Genomic DNA, 16,277 nt, shown 5'->3' with positions numbered 1-16,277 from the left:
GGGCGGCGCTCGCCGGCCGGGCGACGCCGTCGGCCGGGGCGCCGGCTGGTCGGGCGGCGCAACGGACGCTGCGGGTGTGGGGGCGGTCGGGACTACGGCCTTCGTCGCGGAGAGTGAGTGGGCCGTAACAACTGGAGCTGATTGTTCCAGCGCAAGTCGTGCTCACTATAGGAGAATTGAGGGTCCTTTTGGGAAGCGATGGTGGCGTTCTCTGTTCGTTCTGTGTTGCGTATGTGGCTGTGCGGGCGGGTTGTCCGAAGAGTGCCCCAAGAGCGCTCACACCCGCGCGGTGTTCTCCGGTGAGCGCCCGCGCGGTGTTGCCCAAGGAGTGCCCGCCCCTGCGCGGTGTGGTCCGGCGAGTGCCCGCGCCCGCGCGGCATGCTGGTGACCATGGCCGAACCGCACGCCCCCAGTGACGCCCTGGCCCGGGACCTCCGCTCCGAGGTCCGGGGGGAGACCTTCTTCGACGTGGCCTCCCGCGCGCTCACCACCATGGACGCCTCCAACTACCGCCGGGTCCCCCTCGGGGTCGTGGCCCCGCGCGACGCCGACGACGTCACCACCGCCCTCGCCGTCTGCCGCGCCCACGGGGTGCCCGTCGTCCCGCGCGGCGGCGGCACCTCCATCGCGGGCCAGGCGACCGGCACCGGCGTCGTCCTCGACCTCACCCGGCACCTGGACGCCGTCCTGGAGCTGGACCCCGCGTCCCGGACGGCCGTCGTCCAGCCCGGCGTCGTCCTCGACCACCTGCGGGCCGCCGCCGCCCCGCACGGACTGACCTTCGGCCCCGACCCGTCCACCCACGGCCGCTGCACCCTCGGCGGCATGATCGGCAACAACTCCTGCGGCGCCCACTCCGTCGCCTGGGGCACCACCGCCGACAACGTCCACGCCCTCACCGTCGCCCGCTACGGCGGCGACACCCTGCGCCTCGGCCGCGGCTGGGGGAGCGCCGACACCCCCGGAGCCCCGCCGGGGCTGCGGGAGTTCGTCGACCGCCACCTCGCCCCGCTCCGTACCGGCTTCCCCGACCTCCCGCGCCGCATCTCCGGCTACGCGCTCGACGCCCTGCTCCCCGAACGTCCCGGCGGCCCCGACGTCGCCCGCGCCTTCTGCGGCAGCGAGGGCACCCTCGGTGTCGTCACCGAGGCCACCGTCCGGCTGGTCGAATCCCCGCCCGCCCGCGCCCTCGCCGTCCTCGGCTACCCGGACGAGCCGGCCGCCGCCGAAGCCGCCGCCGGACTCCTCCCGTACGGCCCGCTCACCGTCGAGGGCATGGCCGCCGACCTGGTACGCGAATCGGTCGGACTGCCCCGGGGCGGCGCCTGGCTCTTCGTCGAGACCGGCGGCGCCACCCCCGTCGAAGCCCGGGACGGTGCGAGGCGGATCGTGCGCGCCGCCGACGCCCTCGACGCCGCCGTGGTCACCGACCCCGCCGGACAACGCGCCCTGTGGCGCATCCGCGAGGACGCCGCCGGAACCGCCACCCGGATGCCCGACGGCACCGAAGCCTGGCCCGGCTGGGAGGACTGCGCGGTGCCGCCCGCCCGACTCGGCCCGTACCTCCGCGAGTTCCGCGCCCTGCTCGCCGAACACGGCCTGCACGGAGCCCCGTACGGCCACTTCGGCGACGGCTGCATCCACGTCCGCATCGACTTCGACCTCCGTACCCCCGACGGCATCGCCCGCTTCCGCCGCTTCTCCGAGGACCAGGCCCGCCTCGTCGCCGCCCACGGCGGATCGCTCAGCGGCGAACACGGCGACGGACAGGCCCGCGCCGAACTCCTCCCGCTCATGTACGGCGCCGAACTCGTCCAGCTCTTCGCGGAGTTCAAGGACCTGTGGGACCCGTACGGCGGGATGAACCCCGGCATGCTGGTCCGCCCCGACCCGCTCGACACCAACCTCCGCTTCGACGTCCTGCCTCGCCGCCCGGTCGACGTCGCCTTCGGCTACCCCGAGGACGGCGGCGACTTCACGTCGGCGGTCAGCCGCTGCGTGGGCGTCGCCAAGTGCCGTACGACGACGCCCGGTGCGGGCGTCATGTGCCCCTCCTTCCGCGCCACCGGCGAGGAAAAGCACTCCACGCGCGGCCGGGCCCGGCTGCTGCACGAGATGCTCGCGGGCGAGATCGTCACCGACGGCTGGCGCTCCACGGAGGTCCGCGACGCGCTCGACCTCTGCCTCTCCTGCAAGGGCTGCCGCAGCGACTGCCCCGTCGGCGTCGACATGGCCACCTACAAAGCGGAGTTCCTCCACCACCACTACCGGGGCCGGCTCCGCCCCGCCGCGCACTACGCCCTGGGCTCACTGCCCCGCTGGCTCCGCCTCGCCGCCCCCTTCGCCCCGCTGCTCAACGCCCTGGCCCGGGTGCGCCCACTCGCCGCGCTCGCCAAGCGCCTGGCGGGCATCGCCCCGGAGCGGCCGATCCCGGCGCTGGCGCGGCAGCCGCTCACCCGGTGGTGGAAGCGGCGGGGCGAGGAGGCCGGCGCCGGGGCCGGGTCCGGTGGGGAGGTTCTGCTGTGGCCGGACACCTTCACCACCTACCTCTCCCCTCAGGTGGGGCATGCCGCCGTCCGCGTGCTGGAGTCCACCGGACGGACCGTGCGCCACCCGGGGCCGGGGCTCTGCTGCGGACTGACCTACGTCTCCACGGGCCGCCTCGACCGGGCCCGTACGGTCATGCGGCGCACCCTGGACCGGCTGGGCGCCTCCCTCGGCGAGCCGCCCGGCCGCCCACTCGTCGTCCTCGAACCCAGCTGCGCCGCAGCGCTCCGCACCGACCTCCCCGAGCTCCTCCCGGACGATCCGCGAGCCGCCCAACTCGCGGCATCCGTAAGCACCTTGGCCGAGTACCTGGAGGAGTACGCCCCCGACTGGGAGTCGCCCCGGCTGGGCCGGGAGGTGGCCGGCCAGACCCACTGTCACCAGCATGCCGTCCTCGGTGACGCCGCCGACCGGCGGCTGCGAGAACGGGCCGGACTGGACGGCGAGTTGTCCGGAGGGTGCTGCGGCCTGGCGGGCAACTTCGGTTTCGAGAAGGGTCACTGGGACGTCTCGGCCGCCTGCGCGGAGGAGCAACTGCTGCCCGCCGTACGGTCGGCGGCCCCGGGTACGGAGATCCTGGCGGACGGCTACTCCTGCCGTACCCAACTGGAGCAGCTCGCGGGGGTACGGGCCAGGCATCTGGCGGAGGTGCTGGCGGAGGGGCTGGAGGCGGCAGAGGGCGGTGGCAAGGATGATCACACTCGGGGCAGGTCCGCCTGAGTACGCGTACCCAGGCCACACCGGCCGGTCGCCCCTGACGCGGCGGACGCGGAGTGCGCACGATGCAATCTCCCGCGTCGAAAGAGGAATTGATGAGCCCCGACCTGCAACTCCGCGCCGCCACACCCGAGGACCTCGACTGGATCCACGAGCTGCGCCACCGGGTGTACGCGCAGGAGCTCGGTCAGCACGCGCCGAACGCCGCGGGGCGGCTCCCCGACCGTCTCGACGGCGCCAACGTCTACCTGGTCGCGGCGCGGGGAGAGGACCGTGCGGGGTTCGTCAGCCTGACCCCGCCCTGGTCGGGGCGGTACGGCCTGGACGCGTACCTGTCCCGCGAGGAACTGCCGCTCCTGGCGGAGGAGGACCTGTTCGAGGTGCGCGTCCTGACCGTCGAGCCGCGCTGGCGGTCCTCCGCGGCGGCGCCGCTCCTGATGTACGCGGCGCTGCGCTGGATCGCCTCCCGAGGCGGCCGGCGGATCGTGGCGATGGGGCGCACCGAACTGCTGCCCATGTACCGGGCCGCCGGTCTGCGGCCCGTCGGGCACACCGTCCGCTGCGGGGCGGTGACCTTCGAGGTGCTGACCGGCGGCGTGGCCGAGCTGACCAGGGTCACGATGGACCGCCGCGCGGCGGTGGAGCGGCTGCGGAGCCAGGTGGACTGGCGGCTGGATGTCCCGTTCGCTCCCCGGCCGGACGGCTGCGAGCACGGCGGTGTCTCCTTCACCGCCATCGGTACGGACTTCGCCAGTCTGGAGCGCCGCCACCAAGTGGTCGCGGCGGACGTGCTGGACGCCTGGTTCGCTCCCGCCCCCGGCGTACGGGCCGCACTCGCGGACGACCCGGGGTGGGCCGCCCGGACCTCACCGCCCACCGGCGCGGAAGGCATGCTGGCGGAGATCGCCGGGGCACGGGCGCTGCCCGTCGAGACACTCGTACCCGGCGCCGGCTCGTCCGACCTGATCTTCAGGGCCTTCACCCACTGGCTGACCCCGCAGAGCAGGGTGCTCCTCCTGGACCCCGGCTACGGCGAATACGCCCACGTCACCGAGCGGGTGATCGGCTGCCGGGTGGACCGCTTCCGGCTGCGCCGCGAGGACGGCTGGCGCGTGGACACGGCCGAGTTGGCCGCCGCCGTCGAGCACGGGCGTTACGACCTCGTCGTAGTGGTCAACCCGAACAACCCGACCGGCCGCCACGCGCCCGCGGACGCACTGCGCTCCCTGATCGCCGCCGCGCCGGCCGGTACCCGCTGGTGGATCGACGAGGCGTACCTGGGCTACGTCGGCATGACCGAGTCGCTCGCCGGCCTCGCCGCGGCCGACCCGCGCGTGGTGGTCTGCAGCTCCCTCTCCAAGATGTACGCCCTGTCCGGCATGCGCGCCGCGTACCTGGTGGCCGAGGCCACCACCGCGGCGGAGCTGCGCCGCCGCACACCGCCGTGGTCGGTGAGCCTTCCCGCCCAGCTCGCCGCGGTGGCGGCGCTCCGGGACCCGGCGTACTACGCCTCCCGCTGGCTCCGCACCCACGAGCTGCGGCGGCGCTTGGCCGCCGACCTCGCCGCGCTCGACGCGGCCGTGGAGGTGGAGGAGTCCGTGGCCAACTGGCTCACCCTGACGCTGCCCTCCGACGGGCCGAGCGCCGCGCTTCTGGTGCGGGAGTGCCGCCGCAGCGACGTCTACCTGCGCGACCTCTCACCCATGTCGCCCGAGTACCGGGGGCGCACGGTGCGCGTCGCGGTCAAGGACACGGCCGAGAACGCGCGCATCGTCGCGGCCGTCCGGGACGCTCTGGACGCGCTGCGCCCGGGCCCGGCCCCGTCCTCCCCGGTGGCCGGGAGCAACCCCGTTCCGGTACCCGCCCGATGATCACGGTTGCTTCGCTGGCGCCCTGCCTCGGTGGGGCGCTCGTGGCCGGTGGTGTCGCGGCGGCGGCCTCCCGGCGGCGTGAGCTGATGACCAAGTGGTGCGCCTGGGCGGTCGGAGTGCCCCTGGTCACCGGTGCGTTCTGGTGGGGCCGTCCGGGCATCGCGACGCTCGCCGTCCTGGTCGGCGTGATCGCGGTGGTGGAGTACGGCGGGCTGACGCGGATGCCCCGGGTGGACCGGGCGGTCCTCGCGGCGTCGGTGACGGGCGTGGTGCTGACCGCTCTGCTGGCCCCGGGGCAGGAACCGCGCGCGTTGGCGGTCGGGGCGCTCGCGCTGGCGTCGCTGCCGCTCCTGGCGGGCGACGCGGACCACGGTCCGCGTCGGCTCGGAGCGGGCCTGCTCGGTCTGGCCTGGATCGGTGTCCTGGCCGGGCTGGTACCGCTCGGCGCGCGTGCGCTCGCGCTGTTCATGGCGGTGTCGATCGCCGACATCGTGGCGTACTTCGCGGGACGGGCGCTGGGCGGGCCCGGGCTGTCGCCGCTGTCACCGGCGAAGCGGTGGAGCGGAACCCTGGCGGGCGCCGCCGCCGGCCTTGCCGTACTCGCCGTGCTCTCCGCGCTGAGCGGGCCGATGGCGATAGCGGTGGCGGTCGGCGGCCCGGCGGGCGATCTGCTCGAATCGATGGTCAAGCGAGGGGCCCGGGTCAAGGACTCCGGGCGGTGGCTCGCCGGGTCCGGGGGGCTGCTGGACCGGATCGACTCGCTGCTCTTCGCCTTGGCCGTCCTGCTCGTCCTGAGCTGAGCCCGAACGGGGCGGCCCGGGTGCCCTCCCCGGGGCCGCCCCGCTCAGACGTCCCGTACCGCCCGCACCACCGCGTCCACCAGGCGCGCGTTCTCCGGTGCCTCGCCGCCCGGGTAGGCGTACCGGCGGCGGGTGTAGCCGTACGCGATGCCTTGCTCCGGGTCGGCGAACGCCTGCGAGCCCGCCGCGCCGGAGTGGCCGAACGCCCCGTCGCTCAGGGCGGGATACTGCCCCGACGACCGCCGGAAGCCCAGCCCGAAGGCGTCCTCCGCGCCGGTCACCAGGTCGGTCCCGGGCCAGGAGAGGCGGGCGAACTCGGCGGCGGTGGCCGGGGTCAGCAGCGGGGGCGTGCCGTCCACCTCGGAGATCGCCGCCGCGTACATCCCGGCGAGCCCGCGCGCGGACCCCACCCCTCCGGCCGAGGCCGAGCCGAGCGCGCGCACCACCGGGATGTTGGCCCACACGGCCAGGTCCGTCGGCAGGTTGAACGCGGCGGCGAACACGCCCTCCGGGTCCGGCGGGAAGGCGGTCAGGGTCTCGGCCTGCTCCGGGGTCGGCGCCATGGGGCGTATCGGTACGAAGCGGGGTTCCAGCGCCTCGGGCAGGCCGAGGTACAGCTCCAGGCCGTACGGGGCCCGTACCCGCTCCTCGCGCCACTCCTGGATCGAGCGGCCGGTGGCCCGCCGCACCACCTCGCCGGTCAACGCGCCGATCACCACGGCGTGGTAGCCGTACGCCGTACCGGGCTCCCAGAACGGCTTCTGCCGCACCAGCCGTTCGGCGACCAGCCGGTCGTCGGCCAGCTCCTCGTCGGTGAACCGGGGGCTCGCGCCGACCAGGCCGCTGCGGTGCGCGAGCAGCTCCCGGAGCGTCAGCGTGTCCGTACCGGCGGCGGCGAACTCCGGCCAGTACGAGGCCACCGCGCGGTCCAGGTCCAGGGTGCCGTCCTGCACCAGCAGCGCCACGACCAGGTGCGCGGCGCCCTTGGTGGACGAGAAGACCGGGAGCAGCGAGGTCGCCCCGATGCCCTCGCCCGCCCACAGGTCCACCACCCTCCGGCCGTGCAGCCGCACCGCGAGCTGGGAGCCGGGCTCGGTGATGTCCTCGGCGAGCACGGCCACGAAGGCGTCCCGCACCCCCTCGAAGCCCGGTGCGACGGATCCGTGCGCGGTGATCTCCTGCGTCATGCGGTTCCCCCAGGGGCCGACGGGCCGCCGCCCTTCCGGTGATGCGTGGCGGCGGCGTTCAGGATCTCCCAACTGGCGCACGAGGGCGGCTGTTTCCCTCAGCCGCCGGATTCCCGGTACCTGTCGGCGGCGCCCTCGCCCGCGACGATCTCCCGTGCCAGTGCCGCGAGATGGGGGAGCGCCGGGTGGCCGGGGCCGTCGCGGCGGGCGAGCAGGACGGGCAGCGGCGGGGCGTCCGTGAGCCGGACGAAGGCGACTCCGGAGTGCGGGTGCATGCCGGCGGTGGAGGCGGCCGAGACGCCCGAGCCGCGGCCGGCGGCGATGGCGGTGAGCCAGTCGTCGGTGTTGGCGACGGTGAGGGCGGCGGTGGGGCGTGCGTCCGGGGGCCAGAGGCCCAGCGTGGTGGAGCCGGAGACCGGGTTCAGGACCACCGGCCCGTCCGCCAGATCGGCGAGCGTCAGCGCGGCACGGCCGGCGTGGGGCCCGTCCGCCGTGACCGCCGCGACCCTGGGCTCGGTGAACAGCACCTCGGTGACCAGCCCCGGCGCTTCCACCGGTCCGCGCAGCAGCGCCGCGTCCACCTCGCCCCGGGCGAGCCCGGCCGTGCGGTCGTCGATGCGCAGCAGCTCCAGCGGGGTCTGCGGATACCGCGCCTGCCAGGTACGCAGCAGCGGAGTCGTGTACGGGCCGAACGCCGACCAGGCGTGCCCGAGCCGCAGGGGGCGCCGCTGCGGGCGCCCGGGGTCCGTCGCGTCGTCGAAGGCGCTGACCGCGAGTGCCGCCCGGTCCCGGAAGGCGACGCCCTCCGGGGTGAGGGCGAGGTGGTGGGTGGAACGGTCGACGAGCCGGGTGCCGAGGTGGGCCTCCAGCGCGGCGAGGGTCCGGGAGACGGCGGGCTGGGTGAGGCCGAGGCGGGCGGCCGCGCGGGTGACGTTCCCTTCGTCCGCGACGGCGAGGAAGGCGCGCAGATGCCGCAGCTCGATCTGGCGTCCGCCGCCGGACCGTCGCGTGCCGTCTCCGTACTCACCTGTGCTCATGCGTGCGGAGCATAACCGGAGCACGAAAGGTATTTCACGCGCGGCACGCGGCTGCCTACGGTGGCCTGGAGGGCTTCCACGCGAAGTCCGGTTTGATGTTCCTTGCGGTTCAATATGTTGTACTGGAGGGGAGGGTGGCCCGGCGAGGACCGGCCCACTCCTCCCGCGTCCCTCTTTTTAGTTGCTGACCTTGAAAGGCCCCCAGTGAACGACCAGCGCAGCGCCGTAGAGCCGGCCGCCGCAGCCGTCGCCGTCCCCGAGGCGGTGACCGCCGTCGACGGAGCCCCCGAGGCTCCCACCGGCGGTGCGCACGGTCCCGGCTCCGGGCTGCCGACGGGACGCGGTGCCGCGCTCGTACCGGTCGCCCTGGTGGTCGGCGGTGTGGTCTCGGTCCAGTTCGGTTCGGCCGTCGCCGCGCTGCTGATGCCGAGGGCCGGCGCGTTCGGCGTGGTGACGTTGCGGCTGCTGGTCGCCGCCGTGGTGCTGCTCGCCGTCTGCCGCCCGAAGGTGCGCGGCTACACCCGCGCCGACTGGGGCACCGTCGTCGCGTTCGGCGTGGCGATGGGCGCGATGAACAACCTCTTCTACCAGGCGCTCGACCGCATCCCGCTCGGTATCGCGGTCACCCTGGAAGTCCTCGGCCCGCTCGCCCTCTCCGTCATCGCCTCCCGCCGCCTGATCAACTTCCTGTGGGCGGGGCTCGCCCTCGTCGGAGTGGGGCTGCTCGGCGGCGCGGGCGGGTTCGGCCGGCTCGACCTGCTGGGCGCCGGACTCGCGGTCGCGGCCGGCGTGATGTGGGCGCTGTACATCGTGTTCAGCTCCCGCACCGGACGCCGCTTCCCGAAGGCGGACGGCCTCGCCCTCGCCATGGCCGTAGCCGCTGTCCTCTCGCTCCCCCTCGGCATCGCGGAGTCCGGCACGAAGCTGGCCGTCCCGACCACCGTCCTGCTCGGCGCCGCGGTCGCCCTGCTCAGCTCCGTCCTCCCGTACACCCTGGAGATGATGGCGCTCCGCCGCCTGCCCGCCTCCACCTTCGCCGTCATGATGAGCCTCGAACCGGCCATCGCCTCGCTGGCGGGCTTCCTCATCCTGGACCAGGCCCTCTCCACCACGGACGCCCTCGCCATCGCGCTGGTCATCGGCGCGAGCGTCGGGGCGGTACGGGGGCAGGGGCGGGGCGGCTCGGCGCGGAAGAGGAAGCGGCGGGAGGCGTAGGCCCCTCGGCGAGGAGCGGAACGGGCCGGGCGTCCCGGGGTGCGGTGGCATCCCCGGTGGGCGCCCGGTCCTCTGTCGGTGGGGCGTGTGAGGATGCCCGGCGACCCCCTGTTCCGGATGAGGGAGACGGTGTGCGAGCCCTGCCCGCGTTCGAACTGGCCGAAGAGTATGAGGACGACGGTTTCGACCCCGTCGTCGTCCGGACCGACTACGCGGACGACGAGGCATGGCGGGCCACGGTGGCCGGGCTGCGCAGCCCGTGGGGCGAGGACGGCGAGGCCGAGGCGCGGTTCCACTTGATCGACGACCCGTGCTGGGACGGCGCCGGCGTCGAGGAGGTCGTGCGCGCGGCAGGCGTGGTGGAGAACCTCGTCGTGCTGTTCCTCGCCGACGCCGTCACCATGCGGTCTCCTTCCCGGCCACTCCTCGCGCTGGATCTGTTCGCCGACGAGGGCGAGGACCTCGATCCGGCGTACTACCAGGAACTGATCGACAACCCGCCCGTCCGCGCGTTCCGTACCGTGCCGGGCGAGGTCCACGCCGTCCAGGTGAATCTGGCCCTCGCCAACGTGGACTTTCAGGAGTTCGCCGCCATGGCTTCCGAGGACCCCGAGGGTGTGCTCCGGACGCCCTGACACCCTTCTCGCGGCCGCGCCCCCAAGGGGGAGTGATCGGCTCTCGGCGCCGCCTTGAGATCCTCGTGCTCCACGCAGCCGACGCGTCCTTCGGGACCCGCACCGACGGTTTCGTGCCCGTTCGACGAAGGAGCAGTGGGAACAGGTGGAGGATCGGCCGGAGCCGTTTCTGATGTGGGTCGAGGACGTGTTCACTCACAGCCAGGGCCGCGCGCTCCTCGTCACCGGCCGGATCGAGCGGGGCCGGGTCCGCGTCGGCGACGACGTGGAGGTCGTCGGCGGCAGGGGCGGCGGTGTGCCTGTCCGTGTCGCCGGGATCGAAGGGCCGGGCGGCGGGACGTCACGGACCGCCCGCGCCGGACAGGCGGACGCGGGTACGAACGTCGGTCTTCTTCTGCCGGGTTCCGTGGAGGGCCTGGTCGAGAGGGGACAGGTCCTCGCGCGGCCGAGGTCGATCGGCGCGTACGGCACATTCCATGCGGACATCGCCCTTTCGGTGGAGGCGGAAGCGGAGGAGCGCGGCGGCGCTCAGATCCGCACCGGCGACCGGTGCACCTTTCACTTCGGTTCCGACGGGGTGCGGGGCACCGTGACGCTGCCGCCCGGGACCGACGTACTCCACCCGCTGCACACGGCTCGCGTGACGGTCACCCTGCGCGGGGCGGTGGCCCTGGAGAAGGGGTGGCCGTTCGCCTTCCGCTTCCGGGGGCACGCGGCCGGAGCGGGGACGGTGACCGCGCTCATCCAAGGCGGCACCACGCGTTGCTCCGTGACGCATGGGGGCAACAACAAGTCACCTGCGCAGGAGAACTCCTGCTGGGACGCGCCTTCAGGGCGCGAGCGGTCGCCCCTCTCTCTGCCGCCTCGCCGGGCGACCCGCGCGGCATCCGTATGCTCCCGGTCATGAAATTCTTCCGGCCACGCGGTCGAAGCGACGCCCAGAAGATGACGGGAACACCCGTAGCCGAGGCCAAAGCGCTGTACGAGGCGGGGCGTTACGCCGAGGCGGAAGCCGAAGCACGTGCTGTGGCGCGATCGAAGACAGAAAACCAGGCATACGCGGCAGCGGCGTTGAACATCGCCGCCCTCGCGACGGGCGCTCAAGGTCGCAACGCCGAGGCGCTCGCCACCTACGACGAAGCGCTGGCCCGCTTCCGCAGGATATTCGGCGCCGATCACTACCTGACGTGGAAGCTGCGCTCGGACCGCGCCCAGCATGTGACCTCGCTCGGAGAGTACGCCGAGTGCGAGGCGGAGTGTGCGGCCGTCACCGCATTCGCGGCCCGCGGAACCGGTCCGGAAATGACTCGCCTGGCAGCGGTTGCCCGCAACGGGCTGGCCTTCGCCCTCAACGCGCAGGGGCGCCATCAGGAGGCCGAGGCGATCGCCCGCGCGGCCCTGGCCGCCTGCCCTGCACGTGAACCGACGTCACTCGTCCTGCGACTCGGTCTGGCTCGCAGTCTCAACGGCCAAGCCCGCTACGAAGCAGCCCTCGCCGAGGCGCGGCGCGCAGACAGTCAGTACCGGGCTCTGCCCGAGCGTCAGCGGCTCCCGGAGCGGGGCGCAGTCGAACTCGTCCTCGCAAACGCTCTGTCGGGCTTGGACCGAGTCCGCGAGGCCCGCAGCCTGGCTGTAGCCGCTCACGATGCCTGCCTGGCCTCCTTCGGCCCGGACCATCGCCGCACGGTCGAGGCCCGAACGCTGCTCGATCGCATGGACGGTGCACGGCCGTAGGCGCCTGCTCCCGCTCGCTGCCCTCGCTCGCTGCCCACCCTCACTGATCCTGCGAGGGTGGGCGGGAGGTCGGGGAGAACCCGGACGCAGAAAATCATGCAAGCATGCTTGCTTGTTTCTCCGGCCGCTGGAATGCTCCGGGACACCACGCCATGCCCCGAGGGGAGCGCACGTGTCCGATGCCATCGCCGTGATCGACGATCTGCGGGACGAGAGCGAAGAACTCGACGCTCTGGTAGCGGAGTTGAGTGACGAGGGATGGGCCGCGCCGACCCCCGCCCCCGGCTGGACCATCGCCCACCAGATCGCGCACCTGACCTGGACCGACGGGGTCGCGGTGACCGCCGCGACCGACCCCGGGGCGTTCGAGGCGGAGGTGGCCGCCGCGCTCGCCGCGCCGGAGACCTTCGTGGACGAGGCCGCCGCCGCCTCGGTCGCCTTCGCCTCCCCGGCGGAGCTGCTGCGGCGGTGGCGGGCGGGGCGGGAGCGGCTCCAGGAAGTGCTGCGGGAGGCCGCCCCCGGGACTCGCATCCCCTGGTACGGGCCGCCGATGAGCCTCGCCTCGATGGCGACCGCGCGGCTCATGGAGACCTGGGCGCACGGGCAGGACGTGGCCGACGCGCTCGGGGTCGTACGCGCCCCGACCGACCGCCTGCGTCATGTCGCCCGGATCGGCGTACGGGCCAGGGACTACGCGTACTTCGTGCGGGGCCACACTCCGCCGGCGGAGGAGTTCCGGGTCGAACTCGCCGGGCTGGACGGGGAGTCGATCGCATTCGGGCCCGAGGGCGCGGCCCAGCGGGTGACCGGGCCGCTGCTGGACTTCTGCCTGCTGGTGACCCAGCGCGCCCACCGCGACGACCTCGCGCTGCGGGCGGTCGGCGCCGAGGCGGACGCCTGGCTGGACATCGCGCAGGCCTTCGCGGGGCTGCCGGGTGCGGGGCGCGCGCCGCGCGGGGGCAAGGGCGCGGGCGGGGGCAGGAGAGAGGGCGAGTCCGGCTCTTCGAACACCCTTGGGAGTGAAACCATATGACCACCGTCCCGCCCACGGAGAACCCCACCGCGTCGCCCGACCCCCTGGGGCTGGGGACACCACTCACCGCCCCCGTCCCGATCTCCGTCCCCGTCACCGTCACCGGGCCGACCGGGCCCGCCGAGGCCCCCTCCCCCACGCACCCGCTCGACCCGCCCGCGCCCACCCCGCTCCGCATCGGCAACGCCTCCGGTTTCTACGGCGACCGGTTCGACGCGATGCGCGAGATGCTGACCGGCGGCCCGCTCGACGTCCTGACCGGCGACTACCTCGCCGAGCTCACCATGCTCATCCTCGGCCGCAGCCGGCTGAAGGACCCCTCGCGCGGTTACGCCTCCACCTTCCTGCGGCAGCTCGAAGAGGGACTCGGGCTGGCGCAGGAGCGCGGAGTGAAGATCGTCGCCAACGCGGGCGGCCTCAACCCGGCCGGACTCGCCGACGCCGTACGGGAGTTGGCGGAGAAGCTCGGGATACCGGTGCGGGTCGCCCATGTGGAGGGCGACAGCCGGCCCGTACCCGAGGGGTTCCTCACCGCCAACGCGTACCTCGGCGGCGCCGGGATCACCGCCTGCCTGCGGGCGGGCGCGGACATCGTCGTCACCGGGCGGGTCACCGACGCCGCCCTGGTCACCGGCCCCGCCGCCGCCCACTTCGGCTGGGGCCCCGACGACCTGGACGCCCTCGCCGGGGCCGTCGTCGCCGGGCACGTCCTGGAGTGCGGTACGCAGGCCACCGGCGGCAACTACGCCTTCTTCGGCGACCACGACGTGCGCCGCCCCGGCTTCCCGATCGCGGAGATCCACGCCGACGGCTCCTGCGTCATCACCAAGCACCCCGGAACCGGCGGGGTGGTCGATCTCTCCACCGTCACCGCCCAGTTGCTGTACGAGACCGGGGGCGCCCGGTACGCCGGGCCCGACGTGACCGCCCGGCTCGACACCGTACGGCTCGTCCAGGAGGGTCAGGACCGGGTCGGTATCAGCGGGGTACGGGGCGAGGCGCCGCCGCCCACGCTGAAGGTCGGGCTCAACCGGCTCGGCGGCTGGCGCAACGAGGTCGTCTTCGTGCTCACCGGGCTCGACATCGAGGCCAAGTCGCTGCTGGTGCAGGAGCAGTTCGCCGACGCGCTCGACCGGTCCGGGAAGGCGCCCGCCGAGGTCCGCTGGGAACTGGCCCGCACCGACCACCCGGACGCCCCCACCGAGGAGACCGCGAGCGCGCTGCTCCGGCTCGTGGTGCGCGACCAGGACGCGGAGGCGGTCGGCCGGGCGGTCTCCGGGGCCGCCGTGGAACTCGCCCTCGGCAGCTACCCAGGGTTCCACGTCACCGCCCCGCCCGGAAAGGGTGCGCCGTACGGGGTCTTCGAGGCCGCGTACGTACCGGCGTCCGAGGTCGCGCACACCGCCGTGCTGCCCGACGGCACCCGGCAGGAGGTGCCCGCGCCTGCGGTGACCCGGGTGCTCGACCTCGTACCGCCCGAGGTCACGCTGCCGCCCGCGTTGGAGCCTGAGGCGACCCGGAGCGTGCCGCTCGGGCTGCTCGCCGGAGCGCGCAGCGGCGACAAGGGCGGCGACGCGAACGTCGGCGTGTGGGTGCGCGAGGACCGAGCCTGGCAGTGGCTCGCGCACGAGCTCACGGTCGAGCGGCTCCGCGAACTCCTGCCGGAGACAGGTGGCTTGGAAGTCGAACGCCATGTGCTGCCGCAGCTGCGGGCGGTGAACTTCGTCGTCCGTGGACTGCTGGGCGAGGGAGTCGCCGCGCAGGCGCGGTTCGACCCGCAGGCCAAGGCGCTGGGGGAGTGGCTCCGCTCGCGCCACCTCGCCGTACCGGTCTCCCTGCTCGACCCGGCCCACCACGTCTGAGGCCCATCAGCCCACTTCCGTACCGGAGGCGCCGCATGACCGTCCTGCCCACCGGGCTCGACACCGCCGGACCCGAATACGCCGCCAACCGCGCGGCGCTCCTCGCCAAGCTCGACGATCTCGGCGCCGAGCACGCGAAGGCGCTGGCCGGGGGTGGCGAGAAGTACGTGGCCCGGCACCGTTCGCGCGGGAAGCTGCCCGCGCGGGAGCGGATCGAGCTGCTCATCGACCCGGACACCCCGTTCCTGGAGCTGTCCCCGCTGGCCGGGTGGGGCAGCGAGTACGCCGTGGGCGCCTCGCTGGTCACCGGGATCGGGGTGGTGGAGGGCGTCGAGTGCCTGATCACCGCCAACGACCCGACCGTACGCGGCGGCGCCTCCAACCCCTGGACGCTGAAGAAGGCGCTGCGGGCCAACGAGATCGCCTTCGCCAACCGGCTGCCCTGCATCAGCCTGGTGGAGTCCGGGGGTGCCGACCTGCCCTCGCAGAAAGAGATCTTCATCCCCGGCGGGGCGCTCTTCCGCGACCTCACCCGGCTCTCCGCCGCCGGAATCCCCACCGTGGCCGTGGTGTTCGGCAACTCCACCGCCGGAGGCGCGTACGTCCCCGGGATGTCCGACCACACCGTCATGATCAAGGACCGGTCCAAGGTCTTCCTCGGCGGGCCGCCGCTGGTGAAGATGGCGACCGGCGAGGAGAGCGACGACGAGTCCCTCGGCGGCGCCGGGATGCACGCCCGCACCTCCGGGCTCGCCGACCACTTCGCGGTGGACGAGCACGACGCGCTGCGGCAGGCCCGCCGGATCGTCGCCCGCCTCAACTGGCGCAAGGCGCACGCTGATCCGGGCCCCGCCGAACCGCCGAAGTACGACGAGGAGGAGCTGCTCGGCATTGTGCCGGGCGACCTCAAGGTGCCGTTCGACCCGCGCGAGGTCATCGCCCGGCTGGTCGACGGCTCCGACTTCGACGCCTTCAAGCCGCTCTACGGCACCAGCCTGGTCACCGGCTGGGCGCGGCTGCACGGCTACCCGGTCGGCATCCTCGCCAACGCGCAGGGCGTGCTCTTCAGCGAGGAGTCGCAGAAGGCCGCGCAGTTCATCCAGCTCGCCAACCAGCGCGACATCCCGCTGGTCTTCCTGCACAACACCACCGGCTACATGGTCGGCAAGGAGTACGAACAGGGCGGCATCATCAAACACGGCGCGATGATGATCAACGCGGTCTCCAACTCCAAGGTCCCGCACCTCTCCGTGCTGATGGGCGCCTCCTACGGGGCCGGCCACTACGGCATGTGCGGCCGCGCCTACGACCCCCGCTTCCTCTTCGCCTGGCCCTCGGCCAAGTCCGCCGTGATGGGCCCGCAGCAGCTCGCGGGCGTGCTTTCCCTGGTGGCCCGCGCCTCCGCCGCCGCGAAGGGCCGCCCCTACGACGACGAGGCCGACGCCGGGCTGCGCGCCCTGGTGGAGCAGCAGATCGAGGCCGAGTCACTGCCCGCGTTCCTCTCCGGGCGGCTCTACGACGACGGGGTCATCGACCCCCGCGACACCAGGACCGTCCTCGGGATGTGCCTGTCCGCGATCCACACGGCACCCGTCGAAGGCGCCCGCGGCGGCTTCGGCATCTTCCGGATGTGAGGACC

At 73.8% G+C, this 16,277-nt stretch carries 12 protein-coding genes; 10 read left to right on the top strand and 2 right to left on the bottom strand.

The annotated features are described in order from the left end of the window. The first annotated feature begins 390 nt into the window (after window positions 1-390). From OHA55_RS12020 to OHA55_RS12010, 3 genes are all read left to right on the top strand, one after another. Window positions 391-3,267, top strand: coding sequence for an FAD-binding and (Fe-S)-binding domain-containing protein (locus OHA55_RS12020; RefSeq protein WP_266705595.1), 2,877 nt, complete (start codon window positions 391-393; stop codon window positions 3,265-3,267). A gap of 92 nt (window positions 3,268-3,359) precedes the next feature. Further along, window positions 3,360-5,135 (top strand): histidinol-phosphate aminotransferase family protein, encoded by a 1,776-nt coding sequence (locus OHA55_RS12015; protein WP_266705593.1) that lies wholly within the window; start codon window positions 3,360-3,362, stop codon window positions 5,133-5,135. Beyond that, window positions 5,132-5,935 (top strand): phosphatidate cytidylyltransferase, encoded by an 804-nt coding sequence (locus OHA55_RS12010; protein ID WP_266705591.1) that lies wholly within the window; start codon window positions 5,132-5,134, stop codon window positions 5,933-5,935. Before OHA55_RS12015 ends, OHA55_RS12010 begins: the two co-directional genes overlap by 4 nt. Window positions 5,936-5,979: 44 nt before the next feature. Here the strand turns inward: OHA55_RS12010 and OHA55_RS12005 are convergent, their stop codons facing one another. After that, on the bottom strand, window positions 5,980-7,122 hold the full coding sequence (locus tag OHA55_RS12005) for a serine hydrolase domain-containing protein (protein ID WP_266705589.1): 1,143 nt from the start codon (window positions 7,120-7,122) through the stop codon (window positions 5,980-5,982). 98 nt (window positions 7,123-7,220) lie between these two features. Then, window positions 7,221-8,159: a LysR family transcriptional regulator gene (locus OHA55_RS12000; RefSeq protein WP_266705587.1), complete on the bottom strand. Its 939-nt coding sequence runs from the start codon at window positions 8,157-8,159 to the stop codon at window positions 7,221-7,223. A 204-nt stretch (window positions 8,160-8,363) separates the two neighbouring features. Between OHA55_RS12000 and OHA55_RS11995 the strand changes: the two genes are divergently transcribed. From OHA55_RS11995 to OHA55_RS11965, 7 genes are all read left to right on the top strand, one after another. After that, entirely contained in the window at window positions 8,364-9,374 is a 1,011-nt protein-coding gene (locus OHA55_RS11995; RefSeq protein WP_266705585.1) for a DMT family transporter, read from the top strand. A 131-nt stretch (window positions 9,375-9,505) separates the two neighbouring features. Then, window positions 9,506-10,009 (top strand): hypothetical protein, encoded by a 504-nt coding sequence (locus OHA55_RS11990; RefSeq protein WP_266705583.1) that lies wholly within the window; start codon window positions 9,506-9,508, stop codon window positions 10,007-10,009. Between the two features lie 145 nt (window positions 10,010-10,154). Next, entirely contained in the window at window positions 10,155-10,916 is a 762-nt protein-coding gene (locus OHA55_RS11985; RefSeq protein WP_266705581.1) for a hypothetical protein, read from the top strand. After that, window positions 10,913-11,743: a tetratricopeptide repeat protein gene (locus tag OHA55_RS11980; protein ID WP_266705579.1), complete on the top strand. Its 831-nt coding sequence runs from the start codon at window positions 10,913-10,915 to the stop codon at window positions 11,741-11,743. The genes OHA55_RS11985 and OHA55_RS11980 overlap by 4 nt, the downstream gene beginning before the upstream one ends. 172 nt (window positions 11,744-11,915) lie before the next feature. Continuing rightward, window positions 11,916-12,776 (top strand): TIGR03084 family metal-binding protein, encoded by an 861-nt coding sequence (locus tag OHA55_RS11975; RefSeq protein ID WP_266705577.1) that lies wholly within the window; start codon window positions 11,916-11,918, stop codon window positions 12,774-12,776. Further along, complete coding sequence (locus tag OHA55_RS11970) at window positions 12,773-14,638, top strand: acyclic terpene utilization AtuA family protein (protein WP_266705575.1); 1,866 nt, start codon at window positions 12,773-12,775, stop codon at window positions 14,636-14,638. Before OHA55_RS11975 ends, OHA55_RS11970 begins: the two co-directional genes overlap by 4 nt. Before the next feature lie 35 nt (window positions 14,639-14,673). After that, a complete protein-coding gene (locus OHA55_RS11965) occupies window positions 14,674-16,272 on the top strand; it encodes an acyl-CoA carboxylase subunit beta (protein WP_266705573.1) in 1,599 nt (532 codons plus the stop codon). Window positions 16,273-16,277 lie beyond the last annotated feature (5 nt).

Source organism: Streptomyces sp. NBC_00102, from assembly GCF_026343115.1.
GTDB lineage: Bacteria > Actinomycetota > Actinomycetes > Streptomycetales > Streptomycetaceae > Streptomyces.
The sequence above is the reverse complement of the archived record's forward strand: the minus strand, read 5'-3'. Positions and strand labels throughout refer to the sequence as shown.